At 70.0% G+C, this 15751-nt stretch carries 17 protein-coding genes; 12 read left to right on the plus strand and 5 right to left on the minus strand.

Features of this window, described 5'->3' with window-relative positions:
- Positions 1-15 precede the first annotated feature (15 nt).
- From EJV46_RS20525 to EJV46_RS20540, 4 genes are all read left to right on the plus strand, one after another.
- A complete protein-coding gene (locus tag EJV46_RS20525; protein ID WP_165585644.1) occupies positions 16-408 on the plus strand; it encodes a hypothetical protein in 393 nt (130 codons plus the stop codon).
- Positions 409-501: 93 nt separating this feature from the next.
- Positions 502-1503: a tripartite tricarboxylate transporter substrate binding protein gene (locus tag EJV46_RS20530; protein WP_131550594.1), complete on the plus strand. Its 1002-nt coding sequence runs from the start codon at positions 502-504 to the stop codon at positions 1501-1503.
- Between the two features lie 14 nt (positions 1504-1517).
- Complete coding sequence (locus EJV46_RS20535; protein WP_240782678.1) at positions 1518-2477, plus strand: tripartite tricarboxylate transporter substrate binding protein; 960 nt, start codon at positions 1518-1520, stop codon at positions 2475-2477.
- 29 nt (positions 2478-2506) lie between these two features.
- Positions 2507-3475: a tripartite tricarboxylate transporter substrate binding protein gene (locus EJV46_RS20540; RefSeq protein WP_131550596.1), complete on the plus strand. Its 969-nt coding sequence runs from the start codon at positions 2507-2509 to the stop codon at positions 3473-3475.
- Positions 3476-3477: 2 nt separating this feature from the next.
- Here EJV46_RS20540 and EJV46_RS20545 read toward each other — a convergent pair whose 3' ends face one another.
- Positions 3478-4623, minus strand: a complete 1146-nt coding sequence (locus EJV46_RS20545) for a hypothetical protein (RefSeq protein ID WP_131550597.1) — start codon at positions 4621-4623, stop codon at positions 3478-3480.
- A gap of 227 nt (positions 4624-4850) precedes the next feature.
- On the opposite strand from EJV46_RS20545, the gene EJV46_RS20550 reads away from it, so the two are divergent.
- Positions 4851-5729, plus strand: a complete 879-nt coding sequence (locus EJV46_RS20550; RefSeq protein ID WP_131550598.1) for a hypothetical protein — start codon at positions 4851-4853, stop codon at positions 5727-5729.
- A gap of 33 nt (positions 5730-5762) precedes the next feature.
- Here the strand turns inward: EJV46_RS20550 and argF are convergent, their stop codons facing one another.
- The 3 genes from argF to EJV46_RS20565 form a co-directional block, all read right to left on the minus strand.
- Entirely contained in the window at positions 5763-6707 is a 945-nt protein-coding gene (gene argF / locus EJV46_RS20555; RefSeq protein ID WP_131550599.1) for an ornithine carbamoyltransferase, read from the minus strand.
- Positions 6704-7906: an aspartate aminotransferase family protein gene (locus EJV46_RS20560; protein ID WP_206020889.1), complete on the minus strand. Its 1203-nt coding sequence runs from the start codon at positions 7904-7906 to the stop codon at positions 6704-6706. The genes argF and EJV46_RS20560 overlap by 4 nt, the downstream gene beginning before the upstream one ends.
- A gap of 103 nt (positions 7907-8009) precedes the next feature.
- Positions 8010-8570, minus strand: coding sequence for an outer membrane protein assembly factor BamE (locus EJV46_RS20565; protein WP_131550600.1), 561 nt, complete (start codon positions 8568-8570; stop codon positions 8010-8012).
- 71 nt (positions 8571-8641) lie between these two features.
- On the opposite strand from EJV46_RS20565, the gene EJV46_RS20570 reads away from it, so the two are divergent.
- The 5 genes from EJV46_RS20570 to EJV46_RS20590 all read left to right on the plus strand — a co-directional run bounded on the left by EJV46_RS20570 (position 8642) and on the right by EJV46_RS20590 (position 12077).
- On the plus strand, positions 8642-9172 hold the full coding sequence (locus EJV46_RS20570) for a ubiquinol-cytochrome C chaperone family protein (protein WP_131550601.1): 531 nt from the start codon (positions 8642-8644) through the stop codon (positions 9170-9172).
- Positions 9169-9660, plus strand: coding sequence for a DUF177 domain-containing protein (locus EJV46_RS20575; RefSeq protein ID WP_131550602.1), 492 nt, complete (start codon positions 9169-9171; stop codon positions 9658-9660). The genes EJV46_RS20570 and EJV46_RS20575 overlap by 4 nt, the downstream gene beginning before the upstream one ends.
- 115 nt (positions 9661-9775) lie before the next feature.
- Positions 9776-9976 carry a 50S ribosomal protein L32 gene (rpmF, locus tag EJV46_RS20580; RefSeq protein ID WP_131550603.1) on the plus strand — a complete coding sequence of 67 codons (201 nt, stop codon included), beginning with the start codon at positions 9776-9778 and terminating at the stop codon, positions 9974-9976.
- A gap of 42 nt (positions 9977-10018) precedes the next feature.
- On the plus strand, positions 10019-11119 hold the full coding sequence (gene plsX, locus EJV46_RS20585; protein ID WP_370323104.1) for a phosphate acyltransferase PlsX: 1101 nt from the start codon (positions 10019-10021) through the stop codon (positions 11117-11119).
- Between the two features lie 7 nt (positions 11120-11126).
- Positions 11127-12077: a beta-ketoacyl-ACP synthase III gene (locus EJV46_RS20590; RefSeq protein ID WP_131550605.1), complete on the plus strand. Its 951-nt coding sequence runs from the start codon at positions 11127-11129 to the stop codon at positions 12075-12077.
- A gap of 58 nt (positions 12078-12135) precedes the next feature.
- Here the strand turns inward: EJV46_RS20590 and EJV46_RS20595 are convergent, their stop codons facing one another.
- Positions 12136-12930: a DUF459 domain-containing protein gene (locus EJV46_RS20595; RefSeq protein ID WP_131550606.1), complete on the minus strand. Its 795-nt coding sequence runs from the start codon at positions 12928-12930 to the stop codon at positions 12136-12138.
- Positions 12931-13011: 81 nt separating this feature from the next.
- On the opposite strand from EJV46_RS20595, the gene EJV46_RS20600 reads away from it, so the two are divergent.
- Positions 13012-14355: a GDSL-type esterase/lipase family protein gene (locus tag EJV46_RS20600; protein ID WP_131550607.1), complete on the plus strand. Its 1344-nt coding sequence runs from the start codon at positions 13012-13014 to the stop codon at positions 14353-14355.
- 3 nt (positions 14356-14358) lie between these two features.
- Positions 14359-15741, plus strand: a complete 1383-nt coding sequence (locus tag EJV46_RS20605; protein WP_131550608.1) for an MBOAT family protein — start codon at positions 14359-14361, stop codon at positions 15739-15741.
- The last annotated feature ends 10 nt before the right edge of the window (positions 15742-15751 follow it).

The raw sequence follows: 15751 nt of genomic DNA on the forward strand, positions 1-15751 counted from the left end.
GATGGGAAGGACCGATTGTCCCGCATCCTCCCGGCTCGTCATGATCCGGGCATCGAGGAGGAGGCCCAAGCCATGCACCGGATTTTCCTGTCAGCCATGCTCCTGCTGCCGGCGGCGGGCCTGGCCCAAGCGCAGACCGCCGTCGACTGCGCGGGCGTGCTGGACATCGGCAACTGGTCGAGCGAGCTCAGCCGCGGCTACTACACGAACCGGGTGGACCTGCGGAACCTGGGTCAGGCCCGGATCTCGGTCACGCACAGCTATCGCGGCGCGGGCGCCATCATCTCGCCGCCCGTCGTGATCGCCCCGGGCGGTTTCGCCCGGCGCGAGCTGGCCCGGACGCAGGCCCGCCAGGCCGCCGTGGCGCTGCAATCGGCGACCACGCTGACCTGCACGGCGCAGGGCTGACCGATCGGTCGAAAAGGCTTGGCAAGGCGGGCTGGTTCATGGCCTGATCCGGGGATGACGGCGCCGTAAGATGCGCCGGTTCGGGAGGACGTCATGGGGCCGCCGCCAAAGGGGCTGTCACGCCGCAAGGCCATGCTGCTGGGGGCCGGCGCCCTGGCCGCGCCCCGGATCGCGGGGGCCCAGGGGGGCACGGCGCCGCGCTATCCGGACCGCGCGATCCGCCTCATCATCCCCTGGACGCCCGGCAGCAGCTCCGACGTGCAGCTCCGCAACCTGGCCGACCTGGCGAGCCGCGCGCTCGGCCAGACGGTGGTCGCCGAGAACCGGGCCGGGGCCGGCGGCACGCTGCATGCCGTCACCCTGGCGCGCGAGGCGCGGCCGGACGGCTATACCATCGGCCAGATGCACCTCTCGGTCGTCCGGCGGCCCTATCTGGTGCGGGCGCCGCAATGGGACGCGACGACCGACTTCACCCATATCATCGGCCTGACGGGCTGGCTCTACGGCGTCGCGGTCAAGGCCGACAGCCCCTTCCGGACCTTCCAGGACATGATCGCCCATGCCCGCGCCAATCCGGGCAAGCTGAGCTTCGCGACCTCCGGCATCGCCACCACGAACCACCTCGCCATGGAGGACATCGCGGCGCGCGAGCGGGTCGAGTTCACCCATGTACCCTTCCGCGGATCGAGCGAGGGCGTGACGGCCGTGCTCTCCGGCAATGTCGACATGATCGCCGACAGCAGCACCTGGGCACCCCAGGTCGAGGCGGGCGGCATGCGGGCGCTCTGCGTCTGGACGGAGGAGCGGGTGGCCCGCTTCCCAACGGTGCCCACGCTGAAGGAGCTGGGCTACGACATGGTCGTCACCTCGCCCTATGGGATCAGCGGGCCCGCCCGCATGGATCCGGGCGTGGTGCGCGTCCTGCACGACACGCTGAAGGCCGGGCTGATGAGCCCGGAGAACACCCGCGTGCGCGGCCAGTTCGACATGCCGCTCGCCTATCTCGACACCGAGCAATACCAGGATTTCATCCTTCGCCGGGCCGCCTACGAACGCGAGATCGTGACGCGCCTCGGTATCCGAATGGATGGCTGATGGAGGTCTTTTCCTTGAATCGTCGTTCGCTTCTTGCCCTGCCCCTTCTCGCGGCCCCGGCCGTCGCCCGCGCCCAGGCCCGCTATCCGGAGCGCCCCATCCGGCTGATCATTCCCTGGCCCGCCGGCGGCAGCGCCGACGCGCAGCTCCGCAGCATCGGCGAGCTCGCGACGCGCGCTCTGGGCCAGCCGGTGGTGATCGAGAACCGCGGCGGCGCCGGCGGCACGCTGCACGCCGTCCATCTGGCGCGCGAGGCGCGGCCGGACGGCTATACGCTGGGCCAGATGCATCTCTCCATCGTCCGGCGCCCCTATCTCGTCCGCACGCCGCAATGGGACACGACGACCGACTTCACGCATATCATCGGCATGACCGGCTGGCTCTTCGGCGTGGCGGTGAAGGCCGACAGCCGATTCCAGACCTTCCAGGAGATGATCGCCTTCGCGCGGGCCAATCCGGGCAAGCTGAGCTACTCCACCTCCGGCATCGCGACCACGAACCACCTCGCCATGGAGGACATCGTGGCGCGCGAGCGCGTGGAGCTCACCCACGTCCCCTTCCGCGGCGCCAATGAGGGCGTGACGGCCGTGCTCTCCGGCAGCGTGGACATGATCGCCGACAGCAGCACCTGGGCCGGCAATGTCGAGGCCGGGCAGATGCGCCTGCTCTGCGTCTGGTCGGCCGAGCGCGCGCCACGCTTCCCCAACGTGCCGACGCTGAAGGAGCTGGGCTACGACATGGTGGTGACCTCGCCCTATGGCGTGAGCGGGCCGCCACGGATGGATTCCGGCGTGGTGAAGGTGCTGCACGACGTGATGCGCGACGCGCTGATGAGCCCGGAGAACACGCGGGTGCGGGCGCAGTTCGACATGCCGATCAACTATCTCAACACCGAGCAGTACCAGGACTTCATTCTCCGGCGCGCGGCCTATGAGCGGGAGATCGTGACGAGGCTCGGCATCCGCATGGAGTGAGTCGCCTGGCACCACGGGGAGACTTCGCAATGAAAAGACGCACTCTGCTGGCCGCGCTGCCCCTGGCGGCGCCGGCCTTGGCGGCACCGGCTCTGGCGCAGGGCCGCTATCCCAACCGGCCCATCCGCTTCCTGATTCCCTGGCCGCCGGGAGGCAGCCTGGACGCGCTGCACCGCCAGATGTTCGAGATCGCCGGGCGCGACCTCGGCCAGAGCTTCGTCGTCGAGAACATGCCCGGTGCGCGCGGCACCCGCGCGGCGTTCTTCCTCACCCAGCAGGCGCGGCCGGACGGCTACACGCTGGCGCATCACCACCTCTCGATCCTGCGCCACCCCTTCCTGACCCGGCAGCCGACCTGGGATCCGGTGGTGGACTTCTCCTATGTCATGCAGATCACCGGCTTCGTCTTCGGCACGGCGGTCCGCGCCGACAGCCGCTGGCAGACCTTCGACGACCTCATGAAGGAGGCACGCGAGAAGCCGGGCACGCTGACCTATTCCACCTCCGGCATCGCGACGACGAATCACCTCGCGATGGAGGACATCCTGACGCGCCGCGGCGGGCGCATGGAGCACATCCCCACGCGGGGCGCGCAGGAGGGCGTGACCATGCTGCTCGGCCGCCAGATCGACGTGGTGGCCGATGCGCAGAGCTGGCGGCCGCAGGTGGAGAGCGGGGAGTTCCGGCTGCTCTCGGCCTGGACGCCGACGCGGCTGGGTTCCGCGCCCAATGCGCCGACCCTGCTGGAGCTGGGCTTCGGCATGAGCGTCACCTCGCCCTACGGCATCGTCGGGCCGAAGGGGATGGAGCCGGAGGTGGTGAACATCCTGCATCGCTCGCTGAAGAAGGCGCTGGACGACGAGCTGTGCCAGGCGATCGTGCGGCGATGGGAAATGCCGAACGAATATCTGGGGCCGCCGGAATATCTGTCCTTCGCGCAGGAGCGGGTGCCCTATGAGCGCGATATGGTGCGGCGGCTGAACCTCAGCATCGACTGAGGTCAGTTGTCCTGCCAGTTGATCCGGATGCGGTTGACGTTGGCGAAGATCTTCACGTTGTTGACTGCCTGTTCCTCGGTGATGTCGGTGCGACCGGCCAGGTAGATCTGCGACCGGATGTCCTCGTGGAACTTCCGGCGGTTGATCACCATCTCCTCGACCGCCTCGCTGAAGACGATGCGGTCGTAGATATGCGCCTCCACCATCAGGTCGGCGCGGTCCGTGTTCTGCATCGTCATGCTGCGGTAGCAGGCATTGATGAGGTCCTGCAGGCCGTCCTTCGTGGCGTGAAGGATCAGCGCCGGCAGGAAGCCGTAGGTGACGCGGCTGTTGTGATCCATGCCGGGGGTGAAGGTGTCCCCCATGTAGTAGATCGCATTGTGCTTGAACCGCTCCTTCAGCACGAAATAATGCGGGCCGTAATGCGTGCTGCAGCCGCCCGTCCGCCGGCCGTAGTTCAGCGCGGCGAAGATCTGCCGGGCCTTGGAATTGAACTGCGCATTGGAGACGAGGACGGACTTTCCGCGCAGCTCGCCATTGCCGGTGTGCATGAAGCGCTTCACGCCCTGCATGCCGGGCGTGTCGACGTTGGGGGCGAAGGAGACCTTGGCGTCGACCTTGTCGCGCGTACCGGCGGGGTTGGAGGCGTTGCCTTTGATGATCCGCTCTCGCGCGCCGTCGTCGGCGGTCACCACCTCGTCGCCGCGCTCGTACATCTGCTTGTAGACGCGGTAGTGGTTCGGGCGGTCGAACCAGCCCACGGTCGGGAAGTTGATGGTCAGCTGCGCCGATTGCAGCGCGCGCGCCATGTTCTTGATGACGTCGGCGAGCTGCGCATCGGTCATGTTCACGAATTCGTACATGCCGCGCAGCTTGGCGACGACCTGCGCGTGCAGCTCGGCCTCGCGCTTGCCGAGATGGCGCACCTCGCTGCGCGCGAAATGCTGCATCACCACCCGGGCCGAGGTGGTCTGCATGTTCGCGGGAAGCTGGGTCGGCGTGCTGGAGCGGGCCCAGGCGGCCGGCGCGGTGGCAGCGGCCGGGGCTACCGGCGCTGCCGGAGCCGGCACCATGGGCAGGGGGGGCATGGGCGCGTTCGGCAGGCGCGATGTGCCGATCTTGGGCTGCCTGCGAAACCAGTCTGACATCGACGCCGTCCTCACCGAGCTCTTGTAGGCGCGACCTTTGCCCGGCCTCGCGCCTTATGGCGCCGGGAATTGCGGGAATTCCCTGGAATGCCCTGGGAATTCCAGGGCTTCGGAATATGATAAGGTTGAAGTATTCTCGTGGAACCCGTTTCAGCCGCATGCATCCCCCGGGTGGACATCCAGCCGGCGGGCCTCGCATGTGCCTTTAGGAGGTCTTGCGAGAAGACATGGCCGCTCCGATCGAGATCGCCGCCAAATTGACCTTGACGAGCCAGGCGCTCGGGTGCGGCAGCCACAAGGAACTGTGTGGGCGATTCCGGGCGGTCAATCCCACGACCTATTTCGATCTGCAGCGATCGAGAAAGTGGATGCAGGGCAAGGCCGAGCCGCGCTTCGCCGAGGTCTATCAGGATTGGGCGAAGGTGCTGGGCCTGGACCGGGACGGCGCCTGGATCGCCGGCTCCAGCGTCGACGAGTTCGTCGACGAGCTGCAGGCCCGCTTCGGCGTGAAGCCAATCGCCCGTGCCGACGCCAGGTCGGCCGGCACGCTGGAGAGCGAGATCACCGGCCTCTACGCGGCGTATTCCATGGCCTGGTCGCCGCATTTCCGCGGGCGTGTCCTGCGCGGCTCGATGAAGCTCGGCCGCCTTCGGAGCGCCTCTCTCCTGGCTGAATATCACGAGGACCTGCCGATCGGCGCCTCGCTCTACCGGGGCGACGCGACGATCGCCGGCCGCACGCTGAGCGTCCCGCTGCACGAAGCCGCCACCGGGCTGCCGCTCTTCATGAGCTTCGCCCTGCCGGGCCTCCCGGCCGCCGTGCTGGGCGGCGTGCAATGCGGCGTCGCCCTTCTCTCGCACGGCACCGAGCCGATGACCGGCCGGATCCTGCTGGCGAAGCTACGCGGCGCACCCGATCCCCGCGCCTCGAACCGCTACATGGAGAAGGGGGAATCCGTCGCGGCGGACCTCGCCAGGCTGGGCCTGTCGCTGCCGCCGGGGTCGGACGAGCGGCTCCACCAGGCGCTGGCCAAGCCCGACTGCCTGACGACCGCGGAGCAGACGGGCCTTTCGGACCTCTTCGACCCGGCCTTCCTCGCCTGCTGAAGGTCCCCGCGCGCCGGGCGGGCTACGCCTCGCTCAGGCCAGCCCGAGCGCCCAGAGCAGCACGCCCTTCTGCGCGTGCAGCCGGTTCTCCGCCTCGTCGAAGACCACGCTCTGCGGCCCGTCCATCACCTCGTCGGTGATCTCCTCGCCGCGATGCGCCGGCAGGCAGTGCATCACGATGGCGTCCGGCGCCGCGTGTTTCAGCAGCGCCTTGTTCACCTGATAGGGCGCCAGCAGGTTGTGCCGCTGGCGGGCGCTGGTCTTGTCGTCGCTCATCGAGACCCAGGTGTCGGTCACGACGCAGCGAGCGCCGCGGACCGCATCCTGCGGGCTATTGGTGAGCTCCACGCGGGCGCCCTGGCTCCGGGCCCAGCCGATCAGGCCGGGATCCGGCGCCAGCTCGGGCGGCGTCGCGATGTTCAGCGTGAAATCGAAGCGCGCCGCGGCCTGGATGAAGCTCTGGGCGACGTTGTTGCCGTCGCCTGTCCAGGCCACCGTCTGCCCCGCGATGGGGCCGCGATGCTCCTCGAAGGTCATCACATCGGCCATGAGCTGGCAGGGGTGCGACACGTCGGTGAGGCCGTTGATGACCGGCACCGTCGCGAATTCCGCCAGCTCGCGCATCTTGGAGACGCGGTCGGTGCGCAGGATGATCGCGTCCACGTAGCGGGACAGCACGCGCGCCGTATCGGCCGGCGTCTCGCCGCGCCCCAGTTGCGTGTCCTTGCCCGCCAGGGTCACGACCTCGCCGCCGAGCTGGCGGATGCCGACCTCGAAGCTGACACGCGTGCGCGTCGAGGGCTTCTCGAAGATCATGGCGATGTGCTTGCCGGCCAGCGGCTTGCCCGCGATGTCCCCGCGCTTGGCGCGGGAGCCGAGGTCGAGCATGCGCCGCAAGGTCAGCGGGTCATGATCCATCAGCTCCAGGAAGTGGCGCGGCGCGCCACCTCCCTCGATGGGCTTGAGCACCGCGCTCACTTGGCCAGCGCCGGAGACTTGGCTGGCGTGAGCTTGGTGCAGGCGCGGTCGATCGCCGCCAGCGCCTCGTCCACCTGCGCCTCGGTGATGATGAGCGGCGGGGCGACCCGCAGCACATTCATCCCCGCGGCGACGGTGAGCAGCCCCTCGGCCACGCAGGCGGCCTGCATCTCGCCGTTCGAGACCTCGGGTCGGAGCTTGAGGCCGACCAGCAGCCCCGCGCCCTGGACGCCCTCGGCCACGTGCGGATGGCGGGCGGCCAGCGCCTCCATGCCCTTCCAGAGATAGCGGGCCACGCGGTCCACCTGCGCCAGGAAGCCGTCCGCCAGCACCACGTCCAGCACGGCATTGCCGGCGGAGCAGGCCAGCGGGCCGCCGCCATAGGTGGTGCCGTGCGTGCCGGGCTTGAGGTGCTTGGCGACCTTCTCGCGGGCCAGGACGGCGCCGAGCGGGAAGCCGCCGCCGATGCCTTTGGCCGAGCTCATGACGTCCGGCTCGATGCCGGCCCATTCATGCGCCCAGAGCTTCCCCGAACGGCCCATGCCGGTCTGCACCTCGTCGAGCGCGAGCAGGAGCCCGAACTCGTCGCAGACCGCGCGCAGCTCCTTCAGGAAGCGCAGGTCGGCCGGGCGCACGCCGCCCTCGCCCTGGATCGGCTCGATCATGATGCCGGCGGTGGCGGGCGTGATGGCGTCGCGCACGGCGTTCATGTTGCCGAAGGGCACATGGTCGAAGCCGTCCACCGGCGGGCCGAAGCCGGCCAGGTACTTCTCGTTGCCCGTCGCCGCGAGGGTGGCGAGCGTGCGGCCGTGGAAGGCGCCCTCGAAGCAGATCATCCGGAACTTCTCCGGATGGCCGTTCTCCGCATGATACTTGCGGACGGCCTTGATCATGCCCTCGTTCGCCTCGGCGCCCGAGTTGCAGAAGAAGACGCTGTCCGCGAAGGAGGCGGCCACATGCCGCGCGGCCAGCTTCTCGGCCTGCGGCACGCGGTAGAGGTTGCTCACATGCATGACCTTCGCCGCCTGCTCCGCGATGGTCTTCACCAGATGCGGATGCGCGTGGCCGAGCGAGGTGGTGGCGATGCCGGAGCCGAAGTCGAGGAATCGTCGCCCGTCATCCGTCCACACATAGGCGCCTTCGCCACGCTCGAAAGCGAGGTCGGCACGGTTGTAGGTCGGCATCAGGGCGGGGATCACGCTTCAGCGCTCCTCTGGAGTCCTCCCCCCGCCCGGTGCGGGGGGAAACCTCCAGTCTGACGCAACAGCCGCAGAAATCAATTGGCTTGCGGGATAGAGACGATTACCGGCCGGTATTCGGCGTCGGGCCGCCCGTGGGAACGATGTCGCCACCCGAGCCCGTGGGCCCGGCGTTGAAGCGGCCGATATTGCCGAAGAGCGCCTGCAGGATGCTGCGGTCGTTGCCCGGGGTCGGCGTCTCGCGGCTGACGAAGCTCACGCGCGGCATGTCGGTCTGGCCGATCTCCCGCACGGCGGCGACCGTGCCCTGCGGGTTGAAGTTGATCGCCACGACCCGCTCGTCGCGCACGGCCAGTGTCCGGGCCGGGCGCAGCTGCGTCGAGCTGCTGAAATAATACCAGTTGTCGTCCGTGAAGGTGCTCGTCTGGCTCGGGCTGCCGAGCAGCGCCTGCACGTCGGAGCGGGTGGTGACGCCGGGGGTGATCTGCTGGATCTGCTCCTCCGACACCGCATGGCCGCGCGGGATGATGGGCGTGGAGAAGACGTTGCGCGGAAGCTCCGGCGCGGGCGGCAGGTAGGCGCATCCGGCAAGCGCCGGCGCGGCCAGGAGCAGCGCGCCCAGCAGGGGATTGCGGATGTTGACCGGGGCGGTTTGTCGGGCCATGTGCCGGATTAACGACACCCGGCCGTTGCGGTCAATGCGCGCTTCGGCGGCCTTCCAGGAACCTTCCGATCATGGGCCTCTTCGGCCTCTTCCGCCGCTCCCGCCACGAAAGGACCGGCTTCGTCCTCTATGGCGCGGCCGTGACCGCCGCGCGGGCGCCGCGCTTCTACGCGGAGCTCGGCGTGCCGGATACCGCGGCGGGGCGATTCGAGCTGGTCGCGCTGCACGCCGCGCTCCTGATCCGCCGGCTGCGCGCTGCCGGCGACCGGACCGCCGACGACCTGGCCCAGGCTGTCTTCGACGCCATGTTCGCCGACATGGACGTGAACCTGCGCGAGATGGGCATCGGCGACCTCAGCGTTGGAAAGCGCGTGAAAATGCTTTGGGAGGGCTTTCACGGCCGGGCCCAGGCCTATGCCGAGGCGCTGGCCGCCGGCGACGAGGCCGGGCTGACCGCCGCGCTGCGGCGCAACGTCTGGGTGAAGGAGCCGGCTCCCGACGGCGGGCCGGAGGCCCTGGCCCGGGAGGCCATGCGGACCGACGGCATCCTCGCCCGCCAGCCGGTCTCCGCCCTGCTCGAGGGGAAGGTGCATTTCGCATGAATCCCGAATTCAGCCATCGGTTGCCCCTGGCTCAGGTGCCCGCCCAGGGCCGCGACCTGCGTCTCGAGGCCGGCCCCGCCGAGCGCGAGGCGCTGGCGCGGCGCTTCGGCCTGCTGGCGCTGCACGCGCTGTCCGCCGACCTTCGGCTCCTGCCGGATGCCGAGGGCGCCGTCCAGGTCACCGGCCGCATGACGGCCGAGCTGGACCAGGAATGCGGCATCACCCTCGTGCCCGTGCGCCAGTCCGTGGCGGAGCCGGTCGCCTGGCGGCTGGTTCCCGAAGGCATGGAGCCTTCCGATGGCGAGGACGATCCCGACGACATCGAGAGCGAGCAGGGGGCGGCCGATCTGGGCGAGGCCCTGGCGCAGCAGCTCTCCCTTGCAATCGACCCCTATCCCCGCGCCCCGGGCGCCGAACTCCCGGAGCAGGCTGGCGGCCAGGAGCCGCATGGCCCCTTTGCTTCCTTGTTGAAGCTCAAGCGCCCCTGACGGTTGCGCGGCGGGGAGGATGGGTGCTAATCGCCCCCGCTCTGCCGCTGCACGCCCGCCGCGGTGGCTCCCGCTTGGGCAATCGCCCCTCTGATCGTGTTGAAAGGCTGGCTCGATGGCCGTCCCTAAAAAGAAAGTCTCGCCCTCCCGCATGGGCATGCGCCGCAGCCACCACGCGGTCGCCAAGGAAGCGCATCTGGAGTGCTCCAACTGCGGCGAACTGAAGCGCCCCCACCACGTCTGCTCCGCCTGCGGCCACTACGACGGCCGTGAAGTCGCGGCCGCCGACGCGCTGAAGGGCGTGGTCCGCGTCTGACGTGACGGGCAGCGGGGCCCCTCAGGCGGCGAGGACCCGTCGGTGAACATGACGGCATCCGCCGACGGAAGCCTCCGCAGGTTCTCCCTGGCCATCGACGCGATGGGCGGGGACCATGCGCCCGACATCGTTCTCGATGGCCTCGAACTCGCCGCCGAGCGGCATCCCCAGGCGCAGTTCCTGCTGCTGGGCGACGAGGCGCGCTTGCGCGACGCCCTTGCGCGCCGGCCGCGCGCGGCGAAGGTCTGCATGATCCGCCATGCGCCGGACGCCATTCCCGGCGACATGAAGCCCACCCAGGCGCTGCGCCAGGGCCGGAAATCCTCCATGCGCCTGGCCATCGACGCGGTGGCCTGCGGCGAGGCCGCGGGCGTCGTCTCGGCGGGCAATACCGGCGCATTGATGGCGCTGGCCAAGATCGTCATCAAGACCATGCCGGAGATCAGCCGGCCCGCTCTCGCCGCCATCGCGCCCTCCATGGGCGGCGACGTTGTCATGCTGGACCTCGGCGCCAACGTACAGTGCGACGCGCGCAACCTGGTCGAATTCGCCATCATGGGCGACGCCTTCGCGCGCGCCGTGCTCGGCCTGCCCAACCCCACCATCGGCCTGCTCAACGTCGGCTCCGAGGAGCTGAAGGGCGACGACCGCGTCCGTGAGGCCGCCGAGGTGCTGCGCGACGGCCATGCCGGGCTGAATTTCCACGGCTTCGTCGAGGGCCACGACATCTCTTCGGGCACCGTCGACGTCGTCGTGACGGACGGCTTCACCGGCAATGTCGCGCTCAAGACGGGCGAGGGCGTCTACAAGCTCATGAGCACCCTGCTGAAGCAGGCCTTCACCTCCTCGGTCCCGGCGCGGATGGGCTATCTGCTCGCCCGCCCGGCGCTGGAGCGGTTGCGCGAGTGGATGGACCCGCGGCGCTACAACGGCGCCATCCTCCTCGGCCTCAACGGCGTCGTCGTGAAGTCGCATGGCGGCACGGACGCGACCGGCTTCGCCCATGCGGTGGACGTCGCCATGGACATGGTGACGCACGGCTTCACCCAGACCATTCGCGAGAGCCTCTCGCGCCTCGCCGCGACTCCGGCGCCCGCCGCCGCCCCAGGGGTCGCATCTCCGATCGCCGCCCAGCAGGACTGACCCGCCCTTGCCCCTTCGTTCCGTGATCGCCGGCTGCGGCGGCTTCCTGCCTCCCAACGTGCTCGACAACGACGCGCTGGCGGCGAAGTTCGGCCTCGACACCAGCGACGCGTGGATCCGCGAGCGGAGCGGCATCCGCCAGCGTCACCTCGCCGGCCCCGGCGAGAGCGCGACCTCGATGGGCGCCGAGGCGGCGCGCCGCGCTTTGGCCCAGGCCGGCGTCGAGGCGTCCGAGGTGGACGCGGTCATCTGCGCGACCTCCACGCCGGATAACGCCTTCCCCTCCACGGGCGCGCATATCCAGGCGGCGCTCGGCGTGACCAGGGGCTTCGCCTTCGACCTCTCGGCGGCCTGCACGGGCTTCATCTATGCGCTCTCCGTGGCCGATGCGATGATCCGCGCGGGCCAGGCGCGCTGCGTGCTGGTCATCGGCACCGAGGTCTATTCGCGCATCCTCGACTGGACGGACCGCTCCACCTGCGTGCTCTTCGGCGACGGCGCGGGCGCGGTGCTGCTCCGGGCCGAGGAGGGCGGCAACCGCGGCGTGCTCTCCACCCACCTGCATGCGGACGGCACCCAGGCGGGGATCCTCTATGTCGAGGGCACGACGGGGCCCCTGCGCATGGCGGGCAAGGAGGTGTTCCGGCAGGCCGTGAACAAGCTCTCCTCCGCCGTGGACGAGGCGCTGGTGGCGAACGGGCTCGCCAAGGGCGACGTGAACTGGCTTGTGCCGCACCAGGCGAATATCCGCATCATCGATGCGATGGGCCGCAAGCTGGGCCTCTCCCCGGACCGTGTGGTGAAGACGGTGGACCGGCACGCCAATACCTCGGCGGCCTCGGTGCCGCTGGCGCTGGCCGAGGCGGTCGGCGACGGCCGCATCCGCAAGGACGACCTGGTGCTGCTCGAGGCGATCGGCGGCGGCTTGACCTGGGGCGCGGCGCTGGTCCGCTTCTGAGGCCTGGGTCCAGCACCGAAGCGTCGCGCGGGGCTTGGGCACGAGAGGCCCGCGCCCTTCAGGTGTCGTTCAGCCGTCCCAGCCCGGGCGCCAGATCCGGGAAGAAATGGTCCACCTCGTCGAAGAAGAGCGAGGCGATGCGCCGGTAGCCCCAGTCGGTGAAGTGCACGCCGTCCTCCGCGCGGAAGGTCCGCGCGCCGCGGTCCAGCGTGACGCTCGGCGTGAAGCGTCCCTGGGGATCGCTCGTCGCCTCCCAAGTGGGAATGAAGACGCCGCCCGCCATGACGACGGCATTCTGCTGGATCTCGTTGAGCTGCCGCGCCGCGCCGGCGAATTGCGCGTTGCGCATGTTGGGCAGGCCGAACCACACGACCCGCGCGCCGGAGGCGAGGGCCGGCGCCACCATCTCGGTCACGCGGCGGCCATAGCCGTCCGCGAAGCCCTGGGTGCCGAAGGCGAACCGGGTCCGCTGCTCGCGCACGACCAGCGGGCGGAAGTCGTTCGCGCCGATCCAGAAGATGACCAGATTGGGATTGTTCCGCGCCACGAGGTCACGCGCGGCGGTGGGCCAGTCGTGCTCGTCGCTGCGGGTGACGCCCGTCGCGTGCAGGGTGCCGTTCACGATCCGCAGGTTCGCGCGCCGGCGCAGCACCCCGTTCAGCGAGAGGAACATGCCCTGCGCCAGGGAATCGCCGCAGAAGAGAATCTTCACCTGCTCGGGCGGGGCGCGCTCGGCGGCGGGCTGCGCCAGGACGGGCTCGGAGGCGGCCACCCCGGCCGAGGACAGCAGCACCATGGCACCCTGGAGCAGACGGCGGCGGGAGGTCAGGAATTCATCGACACCGACGGCCACCGCGTTCTCCGAGAGGGGACAGAGCTGCAGGAGCAAGCTATATCACGGGCCTGCGCATGATGAAGTGCCGAGCCTGATGAAATGCTGAATCGCCGAGGGTTTTTCTCCGTCGCCGCCGCGGGCCTCGCGGGCTGCCAGGGCAGGGCCACGGCGCCGCGCGGGCCCGAGGATCTGCCGCCGTCGCAGGATCCGATCTTCGTCGCCCAGGCTGCGCCGGATCCCGGATTGGAGGCGTTTCTGCCGGTCAGCGCCGGGGCGGATCCCTTCGCGCCGCTCGGCGCCGCGCTGCGCAGCATCGAGCGCGGCGACCGCGACGCGCGCGCGCTGGTGATGATCATGGGCGACAGCCACACGGCGGGCCCCGTGATGGTCGAGCATCTGCGCGGGCTGTTCCAGTCGCGCTTCGGCGCCATCGGCGTGGGGCGGCTCTCGCCGGGGCGCTCGCAGCGCTACTTCAACCCCTCGGCGGTGACGCGCGGTCAGACCGGCGAGTGGACCGCGCGCAATGCGCTGCGCGCCTCCTCGCCGGGGCCGTTCGGCCTCACCGGCTACCGGTTGAGCGGCTCGACCGCGGGAGACATCATCACGCTGCGCTCCGACGAGCTCGAGGGCTTCGACCGCGTGCACCTTGCCATGCTGGCAGGGCCGGAATCCGGCAGCTTCCGGCTGCGCGTGGACGGCAACTCGATCGGGCCGGCGACGCTGAAATCGTCCCGGCCCGAGTTCCGTCCGATGTTCCTCGACGTGCCGCCGGCCAGCCGCGAGATCGCGATCGAGCTGGTCGGCGACGGCCAGGTGGAGCTGCTGGGCTGGGGCCTGGACCGGCGTGGCCGCGGCGTGCTGGTGGAGGGCTTCGGCATCAACGGCGCGACGCTGGCCTCGCTGGAGAATCGCGACCCGGAAATCCTCCGGCGCGAGCTCGTGGCCAAGCCGCCCGCGCTGCTCGTCCTGGAGTTCGGGACCAACGAGGCCACCGACCCGGATTTCGACGGTGAGGCCTATGCGGCCGCGCTCACGCACCACATCCAGCGGCTGCGCCGGATCCTGCCCCGCAGCGGCATCCTGCTGATGGGCGTGCCCGATGCGGGCCGGCCCGTGCGCCTGCCGCCGGTCCGCCGCGGCCGCCGGATGGTCGCGCAGCGCCAGCCGACGGGCTGCGCCGCCGCCACGCCGCTGGTCGCGCTTTCGCGCGTGCGCGCCGTGCAGCGCGCCGTCGCCCAGGCGCAGCGCGTGGGCTTCTTCGACTGGAGCGCGGAGGTGACGCACAGCACCTGCCGGCTGCAGGCCCTGGCGGGGGGCGACGCGCCCCTCATGCGCGGCGACTTCGTGCATTTCACGCCGGACGGCTATCGCCTCACCGCCGAGAAGCTGCACGCCCACATCCTACGCGGCACGGGTCTCGGCACGCGCAGCTCCAACGCCTGACCGGTGCTTTTTCCGACCGGCATCTTCGCGCTCTTCTTCGCGGCCGTCTTCCTGGGGCACTGGACGCTGGTGCGCGTCCGGCCCTCGCTGGACCGGGCGTTCCTCCTTGCGGCCAATCTCGCCTTCTATGCCTTCTGGAGCGTGGAGTTCTGCGCGGCGCTGATCGCCGTCGGGCTCTGGACCTGGGGGATCGGGCTGCTCGCCGCCCGGGGGAGATCGCGACCGGCGCTGTGGATCGGCGTGGCCGGCGTGCTCGGCTGGCTGTTCTACTTCAAATACGCGAACTTCTTCCTGCAGGAGATCGTGGCGCGGCTGGGCTTTCCGGCGCCGATCCTGGACGTGGTGCTGCCCGTCGGCATCTCCTTCTACTGCTTCCAGGCCATCTCCTACATGGTCGACGTCCATGCCGGCGATGCCGAAGTCGAGCCCAGCCCGCTCAACGTGCTGGTCTACCTGACTTTCTTCCCGCATCTCGCGGCCGGCCCGATCGTGCGCGCCGCGCATTTCCTGCCGCAGCTCGCCGTGCCGCCGGACCGCTTCCGCATCCCGGTGGCGATGGCGGGCATCCTTATCCTCGGCGGGCTGTTCAAGAAGATGGTCATCGCGAACGAGCTCGCGACCGGAATCGTCGATCCGGTCTTCCGGGATCCCAGCGCCTATGGCGCCTGGGACATCGCCCTGGCCTGCTACGGCTACACGATCCAGATCTTCTGCGACTTCTCGGCCTATTCCGACATGGCGATCGGCTTCGCCGCGCTGCTCGGCTTCCACTTCCCGAAGAACTTCGACCAGCCGTTCCGGGCCGTCTCGCTCTCGGAATTCTGGCGGCGCTGGCACATCTCCCTCTCCACCTGGCTGCGGGACTACCTCTACATCCGCGCGCTGGGCGGCAACCGCCGGGGCGAGGCGCGGACGCGCTTCAACCTGATGGCGACCATGGTCCTCGGCGGCATCTGGCACGGCGCCAACTGGACCTTTCTCCTCTGGGGCGCGGTCCACGGCGCGGCGCTGGCGATCGAACGCGCGCTGGTCGGGCGGGCCGAGCCGAGGACGAAGGGCGCCATCCTCCTGCGCTGGCTGGTCACCTTCCATGTGGTGATGCTGGCCTTCGTGCTCTTCCGCGCGCCGGACCTGGGCACGGTGGCGTCGCTGGTCGCGGGCCTCGGCGACGGCCTGCCGAGCGAGGCCGTGACCTGGCGCCTCGCCGCCCTGGCCGGGCTGGGCCTCGCGATCCATTTCCTGCCGCCCGACCTGCGCGAGCGCATCGAGGACGGGCTGCGGCCGCTGCCGGCTCTGGCGCTCGGCGCCGCGATGGGCCTCGTGCTCCTGGCGATCCTGCTCGCCGGGCCCGAGGGCGTGGCGCCCTTCATCTATTTCCAGTTCTGAGGAGGCGAGG

It is taken from the genome of Roseococcus sp. SYP-B2431 (assembly GCF_004336745.1).
Lineage (GTDB): Bacteria > Pseudomonadota > Alphaproteobacteria > Acetobacterales > Acetobacteraceae > Roseococcus.